Consider the following 21,836-nt stretch of genomic DNA (forward strand, 5'->3'; position numbering starts at 1 on the left):
CTACATGTACTGCTTATATTAAATAATAACAGACTTCATCATACCTAAAATAGTTTTTTGGTTCAACTATATAAAATTAAGAGAATCTGCATGTCAGCAAATCCTCTTAAGTACAGTACCTGTCGCAAGTTATATTGTTGAAAACTGTCTGTTGATTTCTCTGCTTTCTCACGCTTAACCAAGAACAGAAATCCATCAGAAAACAGTCTTAGCGATTACATGAGTGATTCCAGATCCGTGAAAAACCCTGGATAGGATATGGATATGCATGAAATGTCATCGATTATTACTTCACTTTCCGAAATTAATGAAGCGATAGCACCCATCATTGCAATACGGTGATCATCGCAGGATGCGATTTTACCACCATTTAATGGTGTTTTGCCCTTGATGATCATCCCATCTCCAGTTGGGGTGATGTCTGCCCCTAAGGTTGAGAGCAGCTCGGTTACAGCATTTATCCTGTCTGTTTCCTTCACACGCAGTTCTTCAGCATCTTTAATGGTTGTTATTCCTTCAGCCTGTGTCGCGAGTAAGGCAATAATCGGAATCTCGTCAATCAGACGGGGAATGATATCACCTTGAATAACGGTCCCTTTTAATTTAGCATAGGATACACGTATATCGCCAATCGGTTCACCACTGATTGCTTTCTCATTTTCAATTTGTATATCCGCTCCCATATCCTCTAGTACTTCCATGATTCCGGTACGGCTCTTATTCAATCCAACATTTTTCAGAAGTATGCTGCTGCCCGGAATAATGGCTCCTGCTGCAAGAAAAAATGCTGCAGAGGATATATCGCCCGGTACCTGAACATCGGTCGCGGTCAGTCGCTGTTTGTTTGTAATTATAGTCGTATTGCCCGCTGTTTGGATGTCTGCACCAAAAGCCTTCAGCATATTCTCTGTGTGGTCTCTCGTTGGGATTGTTTCGGTTACAGTTGTTTGCCCTTCTGCCAGCAGTCCTGCCAGCAGCACAGCTGACTTAACTTGGGCACTCTTGACAGGCAGCGTATAATCAATCCCTTTAAGGGTGCTTCCACGGACGGAAATCGGCAGTAAGCTTCCGTCACTCCTGCCATCAATCATGGCACCCATCTTCCTTAATGGGGTCACAACCCGATCCATCGGGCGTTTCGATAAGGAAGCATCGCCATAACTGACTGTGAAAAATGGCAGTCCGGAAAGTATGCCGAGCATCAGCCTTGTAGTTGTCCCCGAATTGCCAAAATAGAATGGCTGCTTTGACTCTGTCAGACTGGTTATTCCATCACTTTCAATCACGAGATCTGTTCCATTTTCACGAATGTTTACTCCCATCTGGCGAAATGCATGGACCGTTCTCTTGCAATCTTCACCATCGAGAAAATTGGTTACATTTGTTACCCCATTGGCCAATGAACCGAATATGACCGCACGGTGTGAAATCGATTTGTCGCCCGGCACTTCAATTGTACCGGCGAGAGTGCCGTTAAATGGCATTAATACTTTTTCGCTCATTGTTTTCACTTCCCCTGTATTTAGGTGTCAGTTTTGTATCATCGTTTCATATCCTTCAGCCATTAATAACTTCGAACTCTTAGACTGCGCTTCCTTTGTATTAAAGCTTAACCTTAAAGCACCGGTAATATCTTCACGAACTTCCAGTATTTCAATATTTTTAATGCTTATATTTTTGTTGGCAAGCAACTGTACGACGGAACCAATTGCACCCGGCTGGTCACTGATGTCGACATATATATCGTAAAACGAAGGGATAGCCCCTTTTTCTGATTCTGCCAGGCCGTCACGATAAAGTTTTGCTTTATCCAGATATGTAATCATTTTCTCTTTTTCATTGTTGTCTAATAGGAATTTTAATCCTTTCATTTCTTCTATCCACTCTTCCAGAAGAACAGACATCTTGCCCTTATTGTGATAGAAGATATCCTGCCACATCTTCGGATTGCTGGAGGCTATCCTTGTTATGTCCCTAAATCCACCGGCGGCAAGCTTTGGCAGGAATGAATGTGTGGATTCCCACTTTTTGGCCTGATGAACAAGTGAAGATGCAATTAAGTGCGGAAAATGAGAAACCACTCCCGTCATTTCATCGTGTTCATCCGGTTTAAGAACGACAAATTTACTATTTGTATGACGCAAAATTTCCTGTAGTGCAGTCACCTTCGATCCACTGTCTTCTTTAGTGGGAGACAGCACATAAATCGCATTTTCAAATAAATGTTCCTTTGCTGCCTGGACGCCCTTTTTGTGGGATCCTGCCATTGGATGACCCCCAATGAATGTTACCTTTTCATTGGATAAATGGCCGGCCGCCTCCATGATAGGACTTTTTACAGAAGCGGTATCTGAAACAATCACGCTTTTATTAAAATCTATCGTATTGATTTCATTTATCAATGAGATTGTTTCTGAAATGGGTGCTGCCAAAATAATGCAGTCTGCTCTTTTGGCAGCTTCGGCAAATTCTGTGCTGGATTCATGAATGATCCCATTCATCAGGGAAAATTTCAGTGAATCTTCATTCAGATCATATCCAATGACATGATTATCCTTGTCTTTTGCCATCCCTTTTGCAAGAGATCCGCCGATTAATCCCAAGCCAGCAACTAGTATGTTGATCTTAGCCATTACAGCACCTTCATCCTATCTTGATAAAATTGAAGGAGCAATCTCTGAAGTTCTTCCATCTCCTGCTCGGTTCCGATGGACACTCTGATTGTACCGGGTATTCCAAGTAATTCTCCAGGGCGGATAATAAAACCATTCTCTACTAGATACTGATACATTTCCATACCGCTTACAGGAGTATGGACAAGCAGGAAATTTGTTTCGGAATCATAGTATTCCCAGCCGATAGTATCCAAAAACGTTTCGAAAGCAGCTTTTACCTTCTTGTTTTTATCATATGTATGTTCAATAAAGGACTGATCCTCTAGAGCTGCAACAGCTGCAAATTGGGCAATGGATGTTGTATTAAAGGGCCCCCTGACCTTATCGAGAGTTGTCACAATCTGTTCATTGGCAATACCATAACCGATCCGGAGTCCGGCCAAGCCATATGCCTTCGAGAAGGTTCTCATGACAATCAGGTTATGGAATCGATTAATATAGGACAATGCATTTACATCTGCTTCCCTATCCATGAATTCATAATAAGCTTCGTCAAATGCCACAACTACATGTTTTGGGCATTTGTTCATGAATGATTCAAAATCCTTGTCAGATATAACGGTTCCTGTTGGATTATTGGGCGAACATAACCAGACGATTTTTGTCTTTTCATCGATTGCGGCAAGCATTCGTTCCAAATCATGATAACCATGCTTATTGGTTGGGATTTCTTTTACTGCAGCACCTTCAATCAATGCATAATGTTTATACTGCGGAAAGGTTGGTGCAGCCATGATGACATTGGAACCTGCAACCAGAAATGAGCGGCAAAGCATCTGAATGATCTCTTCTGTACCACTGCCAAAAATAAATTGATTCTGATTGAAATTCAATCGAAGAGACAGTGACTCCCTCAGTTTACCTGTATAACCATCCGGGTAGATATTGAATTCGGGCAATCCATCTATAAGGTTCTGTCTTACTTTTTCTGAATAACCGTATGGATTTTCATTAGATGCCAATTTGACAATATGATCTAATCCGTATTCTTCTTGTATTTCTTTTGTCTGTTTGCCTTGTTTGTAAGGACTGAGCTGTGTTAGAACTGGTTTACCCTCCATCTGTTATTCTCCTTTGTCTTTTACTAAATCCGGACGCAATTTTACTGCTTCGTTATGAAAAACATGCTGCACCTCTTCTTGTGATTGAGCGGTATTGGCCACCATCATAATCCGAATGCATTTTTCAAGACTTCCAGGTACATCGATTTCTGCCATACACATGACGGGAACATAAGTCCAGCCATCTAGCTTACGCAATGCTCTGGCAGGAAATCCTGCATTTAAATCCTTCGTGACAGATATAAAGACATGTGAAATTGTTTCTGGCTTTATATTATTTTTATGGACCATTTCTTCAATCAATACTCTAGTGTTCTCAATTATCTGTGTTTCCTCATTTTCAGAAACTGTAGTTGCTCCTCGTATTCCTCTTGTCATTTCCCTATCATCCTCACTATAAACGAATGTAAGTATTCAGTTACCTCAGCATCTTCCAGTTCCTTAACGACCGGAAAAGCTGTCTCCTTGAGCAGAACCATCTGGATTTTACTTTTTACGGATTTCTTATCTGCCTTCATTCTACTTATTAATTGTTCTGTATGATATTCGAAATTATCAAGCGGATAGCGATTTTTTTCAAGCCATAATCGGAGTGCATTGAAAGGTACGTTGGCAGTTAATGCCTGTTCACTGACATGCAGGGAAAATAGGAGTCCAATTGCTACGGCTTCACCGTGCGTTAGCGATCCATAGCCTAGTTCCGATTCAAGGGCATGCCCTAACGTATGACCAAGATTTAAATGCTTCCGGACGCCGGACTCTTTCTCGTCTTCCTCCACAATTTGTGCTTTTATTTTGATACCAAGCTTCAGATGAGTCTGCAGCTCATTGCTGTCCAAACTATATATATCTGTCTGAAGCAGCATATCAAAAAAGCTCTTATCCGCAATCAATGCCTCTTTAATTAGCTCTGCATAACCGGAACGCATTTCGCGTTCATTTAGTGATTGCAATGTATCGGTATCATATACGACGGCTTGCGGCGGGTAAAAGTTGCCAATCAGGTTTTTCCCTAATTCGTGATTGATTGCCACTTTACCGCCAACACTGCTATCGTGGGCAAGTACCGTTGTAGGGATCTGAATATAATCTATTCCGCGCATGAACGTTGCTGCTGCAAATCCGGCCAGATCACCGACGACACCGCCTCCCAAGGCAATGATTAAAGATTCACGATCAAGCCCGAACTGAATTGCATCGGTCTGCAGCTGATAAAAGGTTTCGATATTTTTCGATTGCTCCCCGGCGGGAACGATTGACTTGAAAACAGGCTTTTCTGGAAAATTTTTTATAATATCCTCCAAATATAATGCTGCGACATTCTCGTCGGTAACAATAAGTATGGAAGAATAGTCCTTCGTCAAATACCTGTTCAAGTTATTGCGGACACGTTTTCCAACCGTAATATGGTAGGAATTTGTACTTGATTTAACGAAAATAGCTTCCACTAAAAACACCTGATTTCTTCACGGTAGTCATCCAATGCCTTTTTGAGCTGTTTAAACTGATCACTTGGAAATTGCTCTGTAATTGCTTTAGCAAGCTCAAAGGCTACCACATGCTCCATTACGACAGATGCAGCAGGAACCGCACAGGCATCTGAACGCTCAACTGTAGCCTTAAAGGGTTCTTTTGTCTCAATATCAACACTTTGAAGCGGTTTTTTCATTAATGTCGGGATTGGCTTCATGACTCCTTTTACGACAATTGGCATACCAGTCGTCATACCGCCTTCAAAGCCTCCGAGCCTATTTGTAGTCCGGTAATATCCTTTCTCCTTATCCCAGGCTATTTCATCGTGGACTTGGCTGCCGAACAACTCAGCAGCCTTAAAACCGATTCCGAATTCAACGCCTTTAAATGCATTGATACTCACCACGCTTCCGGCAATTCTGCTGTCCAGTTTACGATCATAATGTACATAGGATCCAATCCCGGCCGGCATTCCTTCAACATAGACTTCACAGACTCCGCCAATGGAGTCCCCTTCTGCCTTTGCGCTATCAATCGCATCCATCATTTCCTGCTCGACATTTTTATCAAGTACCATCACAGGTGATTCCTGTGATATGCTAATTCGTTCTTCCATTGTTAGGGAATCATTGTCTTCAGCCCGTATGCCGGCAATCTCTTTTACATAACCGCAGACTTCAATCCCGAGATGCTTGAGCAGTGTTTTTGCGACTGCCCCTGCTGCCACACGTGCTGCCGTTTCTCTGGCAGAAGACCTTTCCAGTACATTGCGCATATCACGATGGCCATATTTCAGTGCTCCATTCAAATCGGCATGGCCAGGACGAGGTTTTGTAACGACCCGTCTCATGTTGGATTCGTCTTCCATAGGGGCTTCTCCCATGATATCTGTCCAATGTTTAAAATCATCATTATGTATTACCAGGGAAACGGGAGAACCTAACGTATAACCATGTCTTATTCCACTTGTAACTTCGACAAGGTCTTTTTCGATCTGCATTCTTTTTCCACGACCATAACCTCCCTGCCTCCTTAACAAAGATTCATTAATATCATTGTTTAATAATGGCATTTGGGAAGGAATTCCCTCAATAATCGTTGTAAGCTGTTTACCGTGGGATTCCCCTGATGTAAGATAGCGCAATGTAACATTCTCCTTTACTGTATAGTTGATAGAGTATCGATAAGTATAAAGTTTTGCTAATTACTATATCATATCTGCTTTTGGTTATGTTGCATTTATTTAGAAAAAATTGATTTTTGTTTTCGATTTTCGTCAAAGTTACTGCTTTTGATAGAAAAATGTATCGGCTAGATTTAAAGCAAATTGATTTGGATTGAAAATCTGCTCCGTACTTCCGACAAACAATACACCGTTTGTTTTCAGTGCGTTACTGAAATTTTGATAGATTGCTTCCTTTGCCTTATCTGTAAAATAGATCAGTACATTCCTGCAGACAATCAAATCGACATGGACTGGGTATCGATCCGCAAGCAAGTTATGTTTCTTAAATGTAATATCTTTCTTTAATGCATCATCAATCTTGTAGAGACTGCCGGTTTTTGTGAAATATTTTTTACGCAATGGATTGGGCAGTTCTTTTAATGCCTGCTCTGTATAGACCCCTTGCTGTGCTTTGCTCAGAACAAGCTCGTCAATATCTGTGGCCAATATCTGAACAGCGGCAGCAGGAAAATGTTCTTTAATCATCAAGGCTAGGCTATAGGGCTCTTCCCCTGTCGAACAGGCAGCGCTCCAAATGGAAAGTCTGCCGTTATTTTGCAATAACATTGGCAAAATTCTATCTTTTAAAACATCCCAGCGTCGCGGATTACGATAGAATTCGGAAACATTAATCGTTAATCGGTCGGTAAATTCCTTTAGCAGCATCTCATCGTTGCATAAGGCATCAAAGTAGATAATAAATGAAGGAAATCCCCTTTTATTCCTCAATGTGGTTAGCCTGCGTTTCATCTGTGTTTCTTTATATAATTGTAAGTCGATCCCGAGTTTTTGTTTTACTTTCTTTGTAAATTCTATGTAATCATCAATCATAAGTTCAGCGCCTCTTCCAAACATAATGTTAAAAAACCTCCGTTATGTTAAACGGAGGCCAATGCTACTTTAATAGATCCATTCGCTATCTTGCTTCGAATAAGATACAATTTCATTTTCATTGAAGAACAATGAAATTTCTCTTTCTGCACTTTCCGGTGAATCTGAACCATGGATGATATTCTTTCCTACAGTTACACCGAAGTCCCCGCGGATCGTACTTGGAGCAGCTTCAAGAGGATTCGTTTTACCCATCATATTGCGGGCGGTTGCGATTACATTTTCGCCTTCCCAAACCATGGCAAAAACCGGTCCGGAAGTAATGAACTCAACTAGGCTACTGAAGAAAGGTCTTTCTTTGTGTTCGCTGTAATGCTTTTCTGCAAGCTCATTGGATATTACCATCAATTTAGCCCCTGCAAGTTTAAAACCTTTTGCCTCAAAGCGATTAACAATCTCACCAATTAGATTGCGCTGCACACCATCAGGTTTAACCATTAAAAATGTCTTCTCCATTTTTCCACCTCTTCTATGTATTAAAAAGACTAACCTTTAAAATTTTAACAAATTTCAGCAAAAATAACAATTGCATTATGAGCGTCTTTTACCAATATATTTGGCGATATCCTGCAATGTCCGTTTAGCCCTTGTTTCAGGAAGATGATCAAGTGATTGCAGCGCCTTTTCAAGATAGAGATCACTAACTCTGTATGACTGCCTGATCGCATCCGTGCTTTTAAGTTCGCTTATTAAACGTTTCATTTTCTGTTCATCTACTGTTTCTGGATCCATGAAAGTTTTGTGCATCATGCTCTTAAATGCTTCGTTTTCCTTTGCATACAATACGGGAAGCGTAATATTTCCCTGCAGCAGATCATTGCCAGCGGGTTTTCCCAGTTCTTTGGAGGACGAGGTGAAGTCAAGGATATCATCGATGATTTGATAGGACATCCCAATGTTATAACCATACTGATATAATTTATCAGCATCCTTTTCACCAAGTCCACTTACAATCGCACCCAATTTACAGCTGCTTGCAATTAGCAGTGCGGTTTTTCTCTTGATTCTTCTTAAATAATCACGCAGTGTCTGATCCCAGACAAACTTATCTTTAATTTGCTCTATTTCCCCAACAGAAACTTCAACAAGTGTTTTGGAAAGTAAACGATGCATCTTGGGATCATTTATTGTCGTAGCTTCTTCCAATGCCCTTGCCAATAGGTAGTCACCTGTATACATGGCAACTCTGTTGCCATATAGTGATTTTGTTGTCGGCTTCCCTCTGCGCAATTCTGCTTCATCAATCACATCATCATGTACTAATGTTGCCATATGTATTAATTCCAGAGTTACAGCCACTTTTCTGATAAGGCTCAAATCGTAATTCCCCAATTGCCCTGCCAGCAAAACAAAAACAGGGCGAATCCGCTTTCCCCCTGCGTCCAATAATTCGGTAGATGCTTTACGCAATATAGGATGTTCCGTTTGAATGCTCTCATGTAATGCAGATTCAATTATATCCAGATCCTTTTTCAAGAATCCATAGATTTTTGGTAGTCTCATATATGTCACCTTATCTTAACCTTGAAAAATATAAATCAGTATCAGGAAATTTAATTTTTGTAGCCCATGTGCATTGCTGCAACTCCGCCTGTATAGCTTTTAACATCAACACGGGAAAATCCGGCATCTAAAAATAGCTGTTTCAGCTGCTTCTTGCCAGGGAAATCCTTTGCCGATTCCTGGAGCCAGGAATATTCTTTATAGCTTTTTGCAATGATTCTCCCAAGCAGCGGCATGATGAAGCGAAAATAGAAATAATAGCCTTGACGGAAACCGATCATTGTCGGCTGTGATGTTTCGAGACAAACGACTTTTCCGCCGGGTTTTACAACTCTGTGCATTTCTTTGAGTACTGTTAGATAATCCGGCACATTTCTCAATCCGAAACCGATAGTTACATAATCAAATGTATTGTCTTCAAAAGGAAGCTCCATTGCGTTTCCGTGGATTAGTTCGAGCTGGCTGATTTTCAACTGTTCTTTTTCTCTTCTGCAACAGAAAGCATGTTTTTGCTGAAATCAAGGCCAGTAACAGAACCGGTTTGTCCTACCGCTTCCGCAAGCGAGATGGACCAATCTCCTGTTCCGCAGCATACATCAAGGGCACATTCTCCTTGTTTCACGTCCATGCGTTTCATGACATCTTTACGCCAGGCTTTATGCCGTTGAAAGGAAATAATGGAATTCATGGAGTCGTATTTCGAGTAGATGTTTTCAAAGACATGGTGCACGCGTTCTTCTTTTGATTGTTCCTGCATAAATTAACCTTCTTCCACCATCGACGAATTATTGCATTCAGTATCCTGCAATCTATCATGGATATAGCTTTTGAAAAATGAGTATTTCTCAGGGAGAGTTGAACAGGAACGGCTTATTTCCGTCTTATTGTTTCGGATCAGAGCATTGACTTTATTTATAAAAAAAGTATTAGTGCTGGTTTCATCGTATGCCTGCCATTTTTTCTGTAATGGGAAATGACCGGATTTCTCTGCTTCTATCTTCTCCTGGATTACTCTATCAGTGAACAGCCAATCTGAGATTAGCTGATTAAGTGAACTGTCGTATATAAATTCAGCGACATGCAACAGCAGCATGGCGTCTAATTTCTTTGTTGCTTCAAAGAAGTCTTCTAGGTTGTCCAATTCTTTATAGTAAAGGCTTATTTTATACTCATTGATTTCTTTAATCGCGGCCGCAAGTGTATGTATAAATTCGATATCCTCTATCTCGGATAAAAGGAAGTAGTATAACCCACTATAATAGTCACCGGCGAGAACCTTGAGCTGCTTTGAAAGTTTTTCCTCTTTAGATTCATTAGAATTGTTTTGGGCTGGCACAAGCTCATGTGTGTCCAAAGCAATCTGGACCAGCATCGTGGTGATAATGTACCTTTTTTTCTGTATTTCGTCCAATGAGTCTTTATGATCAACCAAAGCAGTTAACAAGCTCAGTTTTTCTTCATCGATTTTCGGTTTCTTTAAATATTTTTCCAGATATTCATGCTGGATCTTTTCTTCTAGGAGTCCCCTTATGTTATGCGTTTCTGTGATAGAAGTGTTCAAAGATATCACCTGGGTCCTTTCATCCTTTCGAGTGCTGTAGTTATTATAGCATATTTTGTCTGTTATAAAAATTATAGAATTTTGATGAAAGGCAATATGTAGTGTATTTAAGTGTTCTCCATTTCTCCATGACTTGTCTGAATGACGGCTTTGCCTCTGACCTTGACTGCTGAAGTATGCTCCGTAAATTGAGCAATCATTACTTCTCCTTTATCCAGTTTTTCTGAATGATGGAATTTCGTATCATTGCCGCGTGTCAAACCAATAACATTGACACCATCTTCCAAAGCTTTTATAACGAAAAAATCTGTACCGACAGATGAATTATTCATGTTTATTACTCGCCTCTTTTTATATCTAATATGTCCTATTCCATTTTTGATGTCAATTATTTCATCTCAATTCATACATAGAAAAAGGGTACGTATAATTACGCACCCTTCATCGCCCTATGTAAATTATTTTACGCTATCTTTAAGGGCTTTTCCTGGTTTGAAAGCAGGAACTTTGCTTGCAGGAATTTCGATTTCTTCTCCAGTTTGAGGATTGCGGCCTTTACGTGCTGAACGCTCACGTACTTCAAAGTTACCAAATCCGATCAACTGTACTTTTTCACCATTTTTAAGTGAATCCATGACAGATTCGAATACTGCGTCTACAGCTTTTGTTGCGTCCTTTTTGGAAAGTTCGCTTTTCTCAGCAACTGCATTCACTAAGTCTGTTTTGTTCATGACATTCACCTCCTCCCAAAGTGTTTAATTCGACATGGGAACAAATTGATTCAAAGTAAAAATTTGCTCGCTTGTTTGTCTTGTTTAAACGAAAATGTCACCTTTATCAAGTGATGACAAGGCTTATATTAACTGAGTTTCCAATAAAATTCAACAAAAACTATCGATTTCTGCGATTTTTATTTGATTAACGGCTAAAAATGGACCTGAAAAGGTGTGCTTAAGCCATATCTTGCTAATTAACAGAAACCCAGTAATAATAAGCCTTGAAGCCAACTCACTATACATATACGACGTTTAATATCTATTTCCTGCCGTTCCAGCAAAAATTTTTGGGAAACTAACGGTTCTTTTTGAAAGCAATCTTGATTTTTAGGCGTATACTTGTCCAAAATTGCAAGTCATTGCAGATGATGAGATGTTCTAATCTGCAGGCAAAATAAAAAGCAGCTTGTGATAAGCTGCTATAAAATAATGGCTATTAGGCCTCCAGAACCTTCGTTAATGATACGTTCCAGTGTATCCTTCAATTTGTATCGTGCATTTTCAGGCATTAACGATATCTTCGCTTGGATTCCCTCGCGAACAATGGAGCTAAGCGATCTGCCGAAGATATCCGATTCCCAGATGGATAATGGATCCTCTTCAAAGTCCTGCATCAAGTAACGGACAAGCTCTTCGCTTTGTTTCTCGGTACCAATGATGGGAGCGAATTCAGATTCGACTTCAACTCGGATCATATGGATGGACGGTGCTACTGCCTTTAATCGGACACCGAATCTTGACCCTTGACGAATGATCTCCGGCTCATCCAATTGCATATCCTCCAAAGTAGGTGCTGCAATCCCATACCCTGTTTGTTTCACCATCTGAAGTGCACCAGCTACATGATCATATTCCCGTTTGGCGAAAGCAAAGTCCTGCATCAGCTCCAAAAGATGATCTTTTCCGCGGATTTCTTCCCCTACAATCTCTTTAAGTATCTCGTCATAGAGATAATCGGGGGCATGCAAGTCGATTTCAGCTATCCCTTCTCCCATTTCCATGCCTGCCAGGTTTGCCTTATCGATATATTCATATTCTGAAAAGTTGCCAACGATATGGTCTACATCTCTCAATCTCTTGATATCCTTTACCGTTGTTTGAATGGCTTCCTGATAGTTTTCTCTCAGCCAATGGTTTTCCTTCAACACCATTACCCAACTTGGGAGATTGACATTCACTTCCAATACTGGAAATTCAAAAAGCGCTTCGCGAAGCACGTTATGGACGTCATGCTCGGTCATGGATTCAATGCTCATACAAAGTACCGGTATATCGTACTTTTCAGTCAGGTCCTGACGCAACAGCTCCGTTTCCTGGCTGGTGGGCTTGACAGAATTGACAACCATGATAAACGGTTTTCCAACTTCTTTTAATTCTTCAATGACTCTCATTTCGGCATCTTCATAATCTTGTCTCGGTATTTCGCCAATTGTTCCGTCAGTAGTGACGACAACACCAATTGTGGAATGCTCCTGAATGACCTTTCTTGTTCCTATTTCTGCGGCGTCATGGAACGGAATCGGGTCCTCATACCATGGTGTATTAATCATTCGAGGTCCATTTTCATCTTCGAACCCTTTTGCGCCTTCAACTGCATAACCAACACAGTCAACAAGGCGAACATTAACATCCAAGCTCTCATCCACTGTCAGTTTCACAGCCTGGTTTGGGATGAATTTCGGCTCTGTTGTCATAATCGTACGTCCTGCTGCACTTTGGGGCAATTCATCGTGGGCTCTTGATCGTTCGCTTTCATCTTCAATATTCGGTAATACAACCAGCTCCATGAACTTCTTGATAAATGTCGATTTTCCTGTACGGACTGCACCAACTATTCCTAGATAAATATCTCCATTTGTCCGCTTCGAAATATCTTTAAAAATATCGATTTTTTCCAAAAGATCCCCTCCCGATCTCCGTACTTTAATATGGACCACCCGCAATTTATTGACATTATGAGTCTATGATGTTGTCCTATTAAAATATGACTTGATTAATCCTTTTTCAAAAATTTATTAAGACAAAAGTCATTTTAGGATGTAATAAATGCCGGAAATAAAAAATCCCTTGCAACAATATATGTTACAAGGGAGCTATTATTCATTTTTCTTTAAAAATGCCGGTTTGCCATTTTCGATTGTGTAAGGGAGGGAATACGCGGGAGCAAAGGGAGTGTTGTCGGTAAGAATAAACCGAATGTCTTCACCTTCCGCATAATCATGTTCATATTCCTGCAATGCACGGTTTAGATCAATACTATAATCAACATATAGATTCCCATCGACATCCATTATAATTGGAAGGCTTTCCTGGGAATAGGGACTGACTACTGTAGGAGGACCCTCCAGACCCAATTTCTCATAATCTACGGTATAGATACCGTCTGTCACTTTTTCACCATAAGCGGGATAAAGATGTTCATTACGGTAAAGATCGAGTTGAACATTGACACTTCTGATTGCTTCCGTAATGCGCAAATCGATCAATTTTACGGTGGGATTATCTTCTGGTGTCAATAATGTGTACTGATAAACGCCACCCTTTTCATAGGCATTTCCCGGGATTTCGGCCAAATAGCCCTTTTCCTTTAATATCGAGAAGTCAATCAGGTATTTTTGAAAGATTGGTGTATCGCTTGCCTTCGTTTTAATTGGAACAAGCCCCTGCTGTTCTTCTTTGTAGCTGTCGACAGCCTGTTGAACTGTTTCCAGCTGCTGTTCATTCGGTATCTGGTTTTGTTCCAGCTCGCTTTGGGGGTATAGACAACCACTTAAAAGCATTATTAACAAAACCATACCGGCAATTCGAGAATATGTATGTTTCACTTTCTGCTGCCTCCTTATAAGCTTACCTTGTCGGGCCGCTTAGTACGACATAAAGTATGATCAAGCCGCCTGATATCAAGCTTAAATATGCCAGAATCGAGACGACTCCAGCCAACCATCCTTTAAGTTTGTTTCTGCTCAGTACAATTAATCCTATAGAAAGAATAAGTAAAAACATTCCAACAAAAGAAATATACATCATAAGCATCGATACTGACAACGATTTCACCCCTAATCAAACAGTTTACTTTGCAAAAGTATTATAACATAAGGTAAAAATTACATATATCATATTGATATTGTCGCAATTCTTAATATCTGTCCCGGTATAAGAATAAAACCCGAAATGAAGGGGGTTTCTTCATTTCGGGTGACTAAATAAGATCCTTTTGCAACTCTATCCATGAATGCTTGTGCGATTTATCTTATGCAGGGATCTGCTTTTACGTATCCTCGATAGCCTATGAATGGCTATTTTTTAAATATTTGATTCAGAGATTGCAAATCCCCTGGCATTTTGTTGTTAACAATGGATTGAACGATTTTGTCTTCTCTTTCTTTAGACAATGGTTTGTCTGCCATTTTTGATAAATGACGTACTAAATTTCTAACTGTCTTCTCATCCGAAAAATTTGCATTTTTGACCTTATCCGCGACTTTCATTATATCATCCGGGTTTATATTGGAGTTTTTCTGGATTTTATCAAACATGCTTTTTTGAAAATTATTCACTCGTTCTCCTCCTTGCTATGTTCATTCAACATAGTATATGCAAGGGGAGGAGTTACGTGTTACATGTAGCGTTCATTAAGCAATCTGGCCAGGTCATCCATCTCTTCCCGTTTATCTCTTTTCATCAGCTGGTCGACAACAGCTCTTGGATCTTTATTTTCGAACAATACTTGATAAATTCCTTCGGTGATCGGCATCTCTATTTGTTGGTCCTTTGCAAGCTGATAGGCTGCCTCAACAGTTCTGACGCCTTCTACTACCATTCCCATTTGTTCCAGGACTTCATCCAGTTTATTCCCTTTCCCCAATAGGTTGCCTGCCCTCCAGTTTCTGCTGTGGACACTTGTGCATGTCACAATTAGATCGCCGACCCCTGACAATCCGAGGAAACTGAGCGGATTGGCACCTAGCGATGTACCGAGTCTGGCGATTTCAGCCAATCCCCTTGTGATAAGTGCAGCTTTTGCATTATCGCCATATCCTAGACCGTCGGAGATGCCGGCACCTAGGGCAATGATATTTTTTAATGCCCCGCCTAGTTCTATTCCAAGGATATCCGGGCTCGTATATACCCGGAAGGAATCATTATTGAATAAGTCCTGAGCTATCTTAGCGTTTTCCATGTTCTCAGAGGAAACGGTAACGGTTGTAGGATGCCTCAATGCGACTTCTTCAGCGTGACTTGGTCCAGAAAGAACGACAATATCCTCATATGCATACTGGTTCATTTCTTCTGTAATGATTTCAGAAATCCGTTTTAATGTAACCGGTTCAATCCCTTTTGATGCATGGATAATCGTTACTTCATTATCGTTCAGTAAATCCTGCAATTGCCGGCAGACTTCTCTAATTCCTTTAGTCGGAACTACCATTATGATGGCACTGACACCTTCAACAGCTTCACGCAGATCGTGAAAAGCAGTAATTTGTTCAGGAATGGATACATCGAGGTATTTTTCATTTTTATGTGTCTGATTGATGGCTTCCGCCTGTTCCTGTCGATGGGACCACAAATGGACATCATGCCCATTATCAGACAAAACCATGCTTAAGGCCGTTCCCCAGCTGCCGGCACCAAGTACTGCGATTTTTTTCAATTATCTCACTCCTGTTTTCTATTGTCTTCTTCTTGCAAATAGTTTTATCGGTGTACCAATAAATCCAAATGCATCCCTAATTTTATTTTCCAAAAAGCGTTCATATGAAAAATGCATCAGATCGGGTTCATTTACAAAGATAACAAAACTAGGCGGCTTCACAGCTACCTGTGTCGCGTATAGCACTTTAAGGCGTTTCCCTTTGACAGTCGGTGTTGGGTTCATCGCTATTGCATCCATAATAACATCATTCAGCACATTGGTGGATACTCGTTTTGCGTGGCTTTCACTGGCGATTTTAATAGCTGGAATCAATGTATGCAGCCTTTTCTTTGTCTTCGCTGACAGGAAAACAATCGGTGCATAATCCAAATAGAGAAAATGGGCCCGTATTTTTGTTTCAAAATCTTTCATTGCCTTCTCATCACTTGCAACTGTATCCCATTTATTGACCACAATGACAACAGCTCTGCCGGCTTCATGTGCATAACCGGCAATCTTCTTATCTTGCTCTCTGATGCCGGTTTCAGCATCAATCAGTACTAGAACAACATCGGAACGCTCAATTGCCCTTAGTGCTCTTAATACACTGTATTTTTCTGTCGTTTCATATACTTTACCGCGTTTGCGCATACCAGCAGTATCGATAATGATGAAATCCTGATCGTCCTTGTGGAGACGGGTATCGATTGCATCCCTTGTTGTCCCTTCGATTTCACTTACAATAACCCTTTCCTCATTCAATAGGGCATTGACCAAAGAGGACTTGCCAACATTCGGTCTGCCAATGAGACTGAAATAGATTGTATCCTCTTCAGCTTCTTCTTCAGCAAACACGGGGAAATGTTTGACAACCTCGTCCAAAAGATCACCTAAACCAAGACCATGGGACCCGGAAATAGGGAATGGTTCACCAAAACCAAGTGAGTAATACTCATAAATGGTTTCGCGCATTTCTGGGTTGTCCATTTTATTGATGGCAAGTACCACCGATTTGTTTGACTTAAACAATAATTTGGCTACCTCTTCATCTGCCGCTGTAATTCCCTCTTTCCCGTTCAGGATAAAGATAATCACATCAGCTTCGTCAATCGCTATCTCGGCCTGCTGACGCATTTGAACAAGCAATGGTTCATCGCCGATTTCAATTCCTCCGGTATCTATCAGGTTAAAATCCTGATTGAGCCAATCTGCAGATGCATATATTCGATCACGGGTTACTCCCGGTATATCTTCTACGATCGATATTCTTTCTCCAACCAGTCTATTAAATATAGTAGATTTACCAACATTTGGTCTTCCTACAATTGCTACAACAGATTTCCTCATAATAAAGGACATCCTCTCTCTTTGTGTCTATTTGCCTTAACTTTAATTCATTCTAGCAAAAGAAGGTAAGATTAACAATTCTTATCAGTGTTTCACGATGATAAATAACTCTTCGCTAAGTGCATGTGATATCCCATCGGTAATTGCCTCCAGGTTTGCTGCCACATATTCCATTTCCTTTTTGGTATCACAAAAAAAGATGGGGGAGCCACCCGAAACCTTCTGTCTATTTGTTGTAATAATAGCCAATATAGCCTTCTCTATCATCATTTGCTCTTCTCTCCTTTTTTCAGCGAGTTGGATTCAGAAGGCATACGCACTGCGCTCTCCAGTACTGGAACAGAGCCGATTACATCCATAGCTGTCTTGACATCACGTATTTGCGGAAGGATAAAGATACCCAAACGGCCATCATCCAAATCGCGTTTAATCAACGGTGTCAGTGCTGGTGTGCCAGAGTCCCGAAACACGCCCAGTGATGATGATACATCGTGAAGTATTGCCTGACGCTGACCGAGATTGCCGATTGTTATGATGATGTTGATATTTTTGGGAATCAATATAAAGCCCATTCCATATTTTAAAATTTCTTCCTGCCGTTCTGGAAGCCCAATGTTCATGATGTAAATATTATCCACATAGAGCCCTGCACCATCAAAGCTCAACTTGGAGTGCTCTATGTCCACTATATCTTTTAATGTGGAACCGCTCATCAATACCTGCCCAATGATAAGGCAGATTGCCCCTACCGCAAGCGCTGCAAAAATATTCCATACGATAAATGAAAGTGTCGCCAGAAATGCCGTGAACATAACCAGGTAATTCCTGCTTTCGAAGGATATGGCGATGCCTTCGATATAGGTTTTCCCCCTTGAAACAAGTTCAAAGCTATCCACTTCGGCCAGAGTACTTCTTTCCATGTTGCGTACGTCTCTGAATTGGGTTGCAGCCACTGTCAACAATGTCACTGCTGTAAACTCTTTTTCCATAATTGCAGGTACTGCCAGAGAACCCAAAGAGGCAGCGATAAATCCCAGTGATAGATGAATGATCTTACCATGCAGATATGTCGGGTATTGACGGTAATCCGTGCGCAGCATAATGATTCTGCAAATGGTTCCTATTATGACTCCAATTATTATGGGGAGTGTATATTCCATCATTTTATTTACCTCCAGGATAAACGAAATAAAAGCTTCGATATTCCTTTTTATTATGGCTTAATCTGATAAATATAGTACCGTTAATTGGAGATGTTTTTGTGATTGGATCGGCTGCGCTCACGAAAGCTACCAATAAAAAAAGACCCCTTATTTAAAGGGATCTTTGAAAAATTTACTTTTTATATTTATCCAGTTTATCGCCTATGAAATCTCCAAGCTGAAATCCGGACTGTTCTTCATCTTTTTCATATTGCTTATATTCTTTTTGTTCCTGCTCTTGCTCCAGTTCCTTGATGCTTAGAGAAATGCGTTCTTCTTCCTCGTTGACATCAAGTACCTTCACATTGACTTTTTGTCCGACCTCAAGAACTTCTTGCGGTGTAGCGATATGTCTGTTGGCGATTTGGGAGATATGGACAAGTCCTTCAACCCCTGGCAGAATTTCGACAAATGCTCCAAAGTTAACAAGGCGTTTAACGGTTCCTTCAATTGTTGACCCTGAAGCTACACGGCTTTGGATATCTGTCCATGGCCCGGGGAGGGTGTTCTTATGTGATAATGAGATACGCTCATTGTCACGATCCACTGAAAGGATTTCGACTTTAATCTTGTCTCCCTCTGATACAACATCGGAAGCTTTTGCTACATGTTCGTGTGCCAGTTGCGAAATATGAACAAGTCCATCGACACCGCCAAGGTCGACAAATGCTCCAAAACTGGTAATTCTCTGAACAGTTCCCTCCATCACCTGACCGGCTTCAATCGATTGGAGAATATCATTTTTCTTTGCACTTGCTTCTTCCTCGGCAACCGCTCTGTGGGAAAGGATAATACGGTTTTGATCTCTGTCAAGATCGGCAATTTTCACAGTAAGCGGCTTATTCAGGTATTCTGAAAAATCTTCGACAAAATGAGTCTCCACTAGTGATGCCGGAATAAAGCCCCGCAGACCTACATCAACTACAAGTCCGCCTTTGACAATCTCTTTGACAACAGTTTCAAACACTTCTCCGCTTTCATACTTTTTCTCAAGATCTTCCCAAGCAGATTCAGAATCGACAGCCTTCTTGGAAAGTATGATTTCATCATCTTCCACTTTCTTTACTTTCAAGGTTACAGAATCTCCTTCTTTTACTACATCACCAGTTGTTTCAACATGTAAACTTGAAAGTTCACCAATTGGCAGGATTCCTTCTGTTTTATAGCCGATATCGACAAGAACCTGTTTTTCTTCCAGTTTAATCACAGTTCCTGTGACCGTGTCTCCTACATTTAATTCCTGTAAATCTTTGTTTTCTTCACTCATATCCATAGCCCTCCTAGGTACACTCCAATATCCAAATTATAATGGAAATAGTAAGAATGATTAAACATATTCTTTCTATAACTTCTAATAATTACAATTATTTGTCAAGTAAAGTCAATTAAAATTGATGCTTTTCTTTTAATAATTTAATTTCGTGCATGATGGCATCTGCTGTTTCCTGTGCAGTTAATTTGGCCTCTCTGTACAAATCCATGCTGATCGGTTTACCATAAACAACTTTCGTTTTCTTAAATGGTTTGTATGAACCAATTATTGCGCATGGGATAATGGCGGCTTTGGAACGAAGGGCAAAAAAGCCTGCTCCTGCAAGTGGTTTTCCAAGTTCGCCTGTCTTGCTTCTAGTTCCCTCTGGAAATAATCCCAATGTCTCTCCATCTTTTAGAATTTCAAGTCCCCTTCTCAATGCGTTCCGATCCGCGAGCCCTCTTCTTACGGGAAAGGCCTGAATCCCTATTAATAATTTCCCTAAAAAAGGTTTTTCAAACAATTCCCCTTTTGCCATAAAATGGATATCCCTTGGGGAAGTTATGCCGACTACCGGCGGATCCAAATTTGAAATATGATTGGAACAAATGATTACCGGCCCTTTCGATGGCACATTTTCCTTTCCGATCACATGGATTCGGTATAAAGGAAATAAGATAAGAGCAACAACAGATTTAGCAAATTTATATAAATTCATTTTTATTCTCCTCTAGCAAATTCAAACTACTTCCTTTTATCTGTTTAACTATTTGCTGCCGTTTTTTCGAATTCCATCAAAATCCGCTCTGCTACCTGATTAATGCTTAGGGAAGTCGTATCTACCTCAATTGCATCAGCTGCTTTAATCAGTGGTGATGCTTCACGGCTTGAGTCAATTCTGTCTCTTTCCTCAATTTCACTTTTTAAGGTTTGCATGTCGGAAGGAATGCCTTTTTTATTATTTTCGTCATATCTTCTCTTTGCTCTTTCTTCCACCGATGCGATTAGGAAAATTTTAATCTCAGCATCCGGAAGAACGTGTGTTCCAATGTCTCTTCCGTCCATAACTACTCCGCGGTTACTGGCCATGTTTTGCTGTCTATTGACCATTTCTTTTCTGACTGCTGCATGCTTGGCGACATAAGAAACCTTTGTTGTAACATCCTGGAATCGAATTTCCTTCGTCACATCCATTTTGTCCATGATGACAACTTGTCCGTTTATGGTTTGCTTTAATTCAATATCAGTATCCATTAATAGGTCCAGAATCGCTGTTTCATCTTCTAAATCAATCTTTTGTTTCAGCGCCTTTAATGTCAACGCCCGATACATGGCACCTGTATCAATATAAACATAAGATAGTTTTTCAGCGATTATTTTTGCTACTGTACTTTTGCCGGCTGCTGCCGGTCCATCGATTGCGATTGCGATGCTTTTTTCTTTCATAGTTGAATTTCCTTCCTCTCATTACCGTTAAAAAACTTGGCGGGTGCCAAGTTTTGTAGACTTACTTATTATCAATAATAACATAACCTAAAAATGGAGGTCTATTTAAATTCGTTCTTTTTGGCGTGCTTCCCGTTGTTTTTCAAAACAGAATCTTACAATTTTTTGTCTGTCCGCTTGACCGATTGAGTCGAATTTCAGCGATACCAGGTTAACCCTATTGTTTACTTCTCTAATAAGTACAATCTCTGTTTGGCCATAGACATAATGGTATTCACTATTCTGCATGGGAAGCGGGAGCCACACATCGGCCTTTGAATTGATTTCCAATTGGATGTTCTTCGGTACAACAATAGCCATACCTCCGCCGCTGATGTCCGAGGTCACCGTTGTGAATGGAGCGAAAAGCTTGTCAGCACTGTGGACTGCAATATCGACGGAGGTTTCAATTCTTACATACTCGCGCCGCTGAATCCGCTTAATATCCTCATTTTCTGGAATGGTAATCGCCAATGCTGGAATATTCATTTTAACTTTATCCACAATTTTTGATGTGAATTGGTAAATAGCCTGGTCATTCCCAATGAAGGTGACAGAAATAAAGGTGCCTTTTTTTAAATGGGCTGTTCTTTTGGTTTTTGAATGAATGGGATAATCTATCATAAAGTACTTCCTGTTTTTTTCTACTATCTTACAATGGTATTCATGGATTTCACCCGTTTTTGCTTCCCTGATTTCTAAGTTCAGCACTGTTCCTATTTTCATTTATATCCCCCTTGACTTTCACC

Annotated in this window: 24 protein-coding genes and 1 pseudogene; all 25 read right to left on the minus strand. The window is 40.5% G+C overall.

The window, feature by feature from the left end; translation table 11 throughout:
* Positions 1-215: 215 nt before the first annotated feature.
* The 25 genes and pseudogenes from aroA to OMHG_RS10340 all read right to left on the minus strand — a co-directional run bounded on the left by aroA (position 216) and on the right by OMHG_RS10340 (position 21,813).
* Positions 216-1,502, minus strand: coding sequence for a 3-phosphoshikimate 1-carboxyvinyltransferase (gene aroA, locus OMHG_RS10220; protein WP_010650656.1), 1,287 nt, complete (start codon positions 1,500-1,502; stop codon positions 216-218).
* Positions 1,503-1,529: 27 nt separating this feature from the next.
* A complete protein-coding gene (locus OMHG_RS10225) occupies positions 1,530-2,633 on the minus strand; it encodes a prephenate dehydrogenase (protein WP_010650658.1) in 1,104 nt (367 codons plus the stop codon).
* Positions 2,633-3,736 carry a histidinol-phosphate transaminase gene (hisC, locus tag OMHG_RS10230; RefSeq protein ID WP_010650659.1) on the minus strand — a complete coding sequence of 368 codons (1,104 nt, stop codon included), beginning with the start codon at positions 3,734-3,736 and terminating at the stop codon, positions 2,633-2,635. The genes OMHG_RS10225 and hisC overlap by 1 nt, the downstream gene beginning before the upstream one ends.
* 3 nt (positions 3,737-3,739) lie before the next feature.
* Positions 3,740-4,114 carry a chorismate mutase gene (gene aroH, locus OMHG_RS10235; RefSeq protein WP_010650661.1) on the minus strand — a complete coding sequence of 125 codons (375 nt, stop codon included), beginning with the start codon at positions 4,112-4,114 and terminating at the stop codon, positions 3,740-3,742.
* On the minus strand, positions 4,111-5,184 hold the full coding sequence (gene aroB / locus OMHG_RS10240; protein ID WP_010650663.1) for a 3-dehydroquinate synthase: 1,074 nt from the start codon (positions 5,182-5,184) through the stop codon (positions 4,111-4,113). The genes aroH and aroB overlap by 4 nt, the downstream gene beginning before the upstream one ends.
* Positions 5,184-6,353 (minus strand): chorismate synthase, encoded by a 1,170-nt coding sequence (gene aroC / locus OMHG_RS10245; RefSeq protein ID WP_010650665.1) that lies wholly within the window; start codon positions 6,351-6,353, stop codon positions 5,184-5,186. Before aroC ends, aroB begins: the two co-directional genes overlap by 1 nt.
* A 138-nt stretch (positions 6,354-6,491) precedes the next feature.
* Positions 6,492-7,289, minus strand: coding sequence for a CheR family methyltransferase (locus tag OMHG_RS10250; RefSeq protein WP_010650667.1), 798 nt, complete (start codon positions 7,287-7,289; stop codon positions 6,492-6,494).
* 45 nt (positions 7,290-7,334) lie between these two features.
* Entirely contained in the window at positions 7,335-7,781 is a 447-nt protein-coding gene (gene ndk / locus OMHG_RS10255) for a nucleoside-diphosphate kinase (protein WP_010650669.1), read from the minus strand.
* A 75-nt stretch (positions 7,782-7,856) separates the two neighbouring features.
* A complete protein-coding gene (gene hepT / locus OMHG_RS10260) occupies positions 7,857-8,828 on the minus strand; it encodes a heptaprenyl diphosphate synthase component II (RefSeq protein ID WP_010650671.1) in 972 nt (323 codons plus the stop codon).
* Positions 8,829-8,878: 50 nt separating this feature from the next.
* Positions 8,879-9,585 (minus strand): annotated as a pseudogene (menG, locus tag OMHG_RS10265) (demethylmenaquinone methyltransferase).
* A gap of 3 nt (positions 9,586-9,588) precedes the next feature.
* Positions 9,589-10,389 carry a heptaprenyl diphosphate synthase component 1 gene (locus tag OMHG_RS10270; protein ID WP_049887941.1) on the minus strand — a complete coding sequence of 267 codons (801 nt, stop codon included), beginning with the start codon at positions 10,387-10,389 and terminating at the stop codon, positions 9,589-9,591.
* A gap of 107 nt (positions 10,390-10,496) precedes the next feature.
* Positions 10,497-10,721, minus strand: coding sequence for a trp RNA-binding attenuation protein MtrB (gene mtrB / locus OMHG_RS10275; RefSeq protein WP_010650675.1), 225 nt, complete (start codon positions 10,719-10,721; stop codon positions 10,497-10,499).
* A gap of 126 nt (positions 10,722-10,847) precedes the next feature.
* On the minus strand, positions 10,848-11,120 hold the full coding sequence (locus tag OMHG_RS10280; RefSeq protein ID WP_010650679.1) for an HU family DNA-binding protein: 273 nt from the start codon (positions 11,118-11,120) through the stop codon (positions 10,848-10,850).
* A gap of 464 nt (positions 11,121-11,584) precedes the next feature.
* Positions 11,585-13,063 carry a stage IV sporulation protein A gene (gene spoIVA, locus OMHG_RS10285; RefSeq protein WP_010650681.1) on the minus strand — a complete coding sequence of 493 codons (1,479 nt, stop codon included), beginning with the start codon at positions 13,061-13,063 and terminating at the stop codon, positions 11,585-11,587.
* Positions 13,064-13,261: 198 nt separating this feature from the next.
* Positions 13,262-13,990 carry a hypothetical protein gene (locus OMHG_RS10290; protein ID WP_010650683.1) on the minus strand — a complete coding sequence of 243 codons (729 nt, stop codon included), beginning with the start codon at positions 13,988-13,990 and terminating at the stop codon, positions 13,262-13,264.
* 22 nt (positions 13,991-14,012) lie between these two features.
* Positions 14,013-14,210 (minus strand): DUF2768 domain-containing protein, encoded by a 198-nt coding sequence (locus OMHG_RS10295; RefSeq protein WP_010650685.1) that lies wholly within the window; start codon positions 14,208-14,210, stop codon positions 14,013-14,015.
* Positions 14,211-14,461: 251 nt separating this feature from the next.
* Positions 14,462-14,722 (minus strand): stage VI sporulation protein F, encoded by a 261-nt coding sequence (locus tag OMHG_RS10300; protein ID WP_010650687.1) that lies wholly within the window; start codon positions 14,720-14,722, stop codon positions 14,462-14,464.
* A gap of 59 nt (positions 14,723-14,781) precedes the next feature.
* Entirely contained in the window at positions 14,782-15,819 is a 1,038-nt protein-coding gene (locus tag OMHG_RS10305) for an NAD(P)H-dependent glycerol-3-phosphate dehydrogenase (RefSeq protein WP_010650689.1), read from the minus strand.
* A gap of 18 nt (positions 15,820-15,837) precedes the next feature.
* Positions 15,838-17,148, minus strand: coding sequence for a ribosome biogenesis GTPase Der (der, locus tag OMHG_RS10310; protein ID WP_010650692.1), 1,311 nt, complete (start codon positions 17,146-17,148; stop codon positions 15,838-15,840).
* An 84-nt stretch (positions 17,149-17,232) separates the two neighbouring features.
* On the minus strand, positions 17,233-17,418 hold the full coding sequence (locus OMHG_RS10315; RefSeq protein WP_010650694.1) for a capping complex subunit for YIEGIA: 186 nt from the start codon (positions 17,416-17,418) through the stop codon (positions 17,233-17,235).
* Positions 17,415-18,311 (minus strand): YIEGIA family protein, encoded by an 897-nt coding sequence (locus OMHG_RS10320; protein ID WP_010650696.1) that lies wholly within the window; start codon positions 18,309-18,311, stop codon positions 17,415-17,417. Before OMHG_RS10320 ends, OMHG_RS10315 begins: the two co-directional genes overlap by 4 nt.
* A 172-nt stretch (positions 18,312-18,483) precedes the next feature.
* Positions 18,484-19,617: a 30S ribosomal protein S1 gene (rpsA, locus tag OMHG_RS10325; protein WP_010650697.1), complete on the minus strand. Its 1,134-nt coding sequence runs from the start codon at positions 19,615-19,617 to the stop codon at positions 18,484-18,486.
* Positions 19,618-19,735: 118 nt separating this feature from the next.
* Positions 19,736-20,320, minus strand: coding sequence for a lysophospholipid acyltransferase family protein (locus OMHG_RS10330; RefSeq protein ID WP_010650699.1), 585 nt, complete (start codon positions 20,318-20,320; stop codon positions 19,736-19,738).
* 44 nt (positions 20,321-20,364) lie between these two features.
* The gene (gene cmk, locus OMHG_RS10335) at positions 20,365-21,048 is read right to left on the minus strand and encodes a (d)CMP kinase (RefSeq protein ID WP_010650701.1); all 684 of its coding nucleotides are present in this window, start codon (positions 21,046-21,048) and stop codon (positions 20,365-20,367) included.
* A 105-nt stretch (positions 21,049-21,153) separates the two neighbouring features.
* Positions 21,154-21,813, minus strand: a complete 660-nt coding sequence (locus OMHG_RS10340) for a flagellar brake protein (protein ID WP_010650704.1) — start codon at positions 21,811-21,813, stop codon at positions 21,154-21,156.
* Positions 21,814-21,836 lie beyond the last annotated feature (23 nt).

The sequence above is a fragment of the Oceanobacillus massiliensis str. N'diop genome, assembly GCF_000285495.1.
Taxonomy (GTDB): Bacteria; Bacillota; Bacilli; order Bacillales; family Amphibacillaceae; genus Oceanobacillus; species Oceanobacillus massiliensis.

Coding starts and splice junctions, on each gene's coding strand:
- OMHG_RS10315 (WP_010650694.1), bottom strand. CDS start 17,418: ATGATGATAGAGAAGGCTATATTGGCTATTATTACAACAAATAGACAG.
- OMHG_RS10320 (WP_010650696.1), bottom strand. CDS start 18,311: ATGATGGAATATACACTCCCCATAATAATTGGAGTCATAATAGGAACC.
- der (WP_010650692.1), bottom strand. CDS start 17,148: ATGAGGAAATCTGTTGTAGCAATTGTAGGAAGACCAAATGTTGGTAAA.
- aroA (WP_010650656.1), bottom strand. CDS start 1,502: ATGAGCGAAAAAGTATTAATGCCATTTAACGGCACTCTCGCCGGTACA.
- cmk (WP_010650701.1), bottom strand. CDS start 21,048: ATGAAAGAAAAAAGCATCGCAATCGCAATCGATGGACCGGCAGCAGCC.
- hisC (WP_010650659.1), bottom strand. CDS start 3,736: ATGGAGGGTAAACCAGTTCTAACACAGCTCAGTCCTTACAAACAAGGC.
- aroH (WP_010650661.1), bottom strand. CDS start 4,114: ATGACAAGAGGAATACGAGGAGCAACTACAGTTTCTGAAAATGAGGAA.
- OMHG_RS10225 (WP_010650658.1), bottom strand. CDS start 2,633: ATGGCTAAGATCAACATACTAGTTGCTGGCTTGGGATTAATCGGCGGA.
- mtrB (WP_010650675.1), bottom strand. CDS start 10,721: ATGAATAATTCATCTGTCGGTACAGATTTTTTCGTTATAAAAGCTTTG.
- OMHG_RS10280 (WP_010650679.1), bottom strand. CDS start 11,120: ATGAACAAAACAGACTTAGTGAATGCAGTTGCTGAGAAAAGCGAACTT.
- OMHG_RS10340 (WP_010650704.1), bottom strand. CDS start 21,813: ATGAAAATAGGAACAGTGCTGAACTTAGAAATCAGGGAAGCAAAAACG.
- hepT (WP_010650671.1), bottom strand. CDS start 8,828: ATGAGACTACCAAAAATCTATGGATTCTTGAAAAAGGATCTGGATATA.
- OMHG_RS10330 (WP_010650699.1), bottom strand. CDS start 20,320: ATGAATTTATATAAATTTGCTAAATCTGTTGTTGCTCTTATCTTATTT.
- ndk (WP_010650669.1), bottom strand. CDS start 7,781: ATGGAGAAGACATTTTTAATGGTTAAACCTGATGGTGTGCAGCGCAAT.
- rpsA (WP_010650697.1), bottom strand. CDS start 19,617: ATGAGTGAAGAAAACAAAGATTTACAGGAATTAAATGTAGGAGACACG.
- OMHG_RS10250 (WP_010650667.1), bottom strand. CDS start 7,289: ATGTTTGGAAGAGGCGCTGAACTTATGATTGATGATTACATAGAATTT.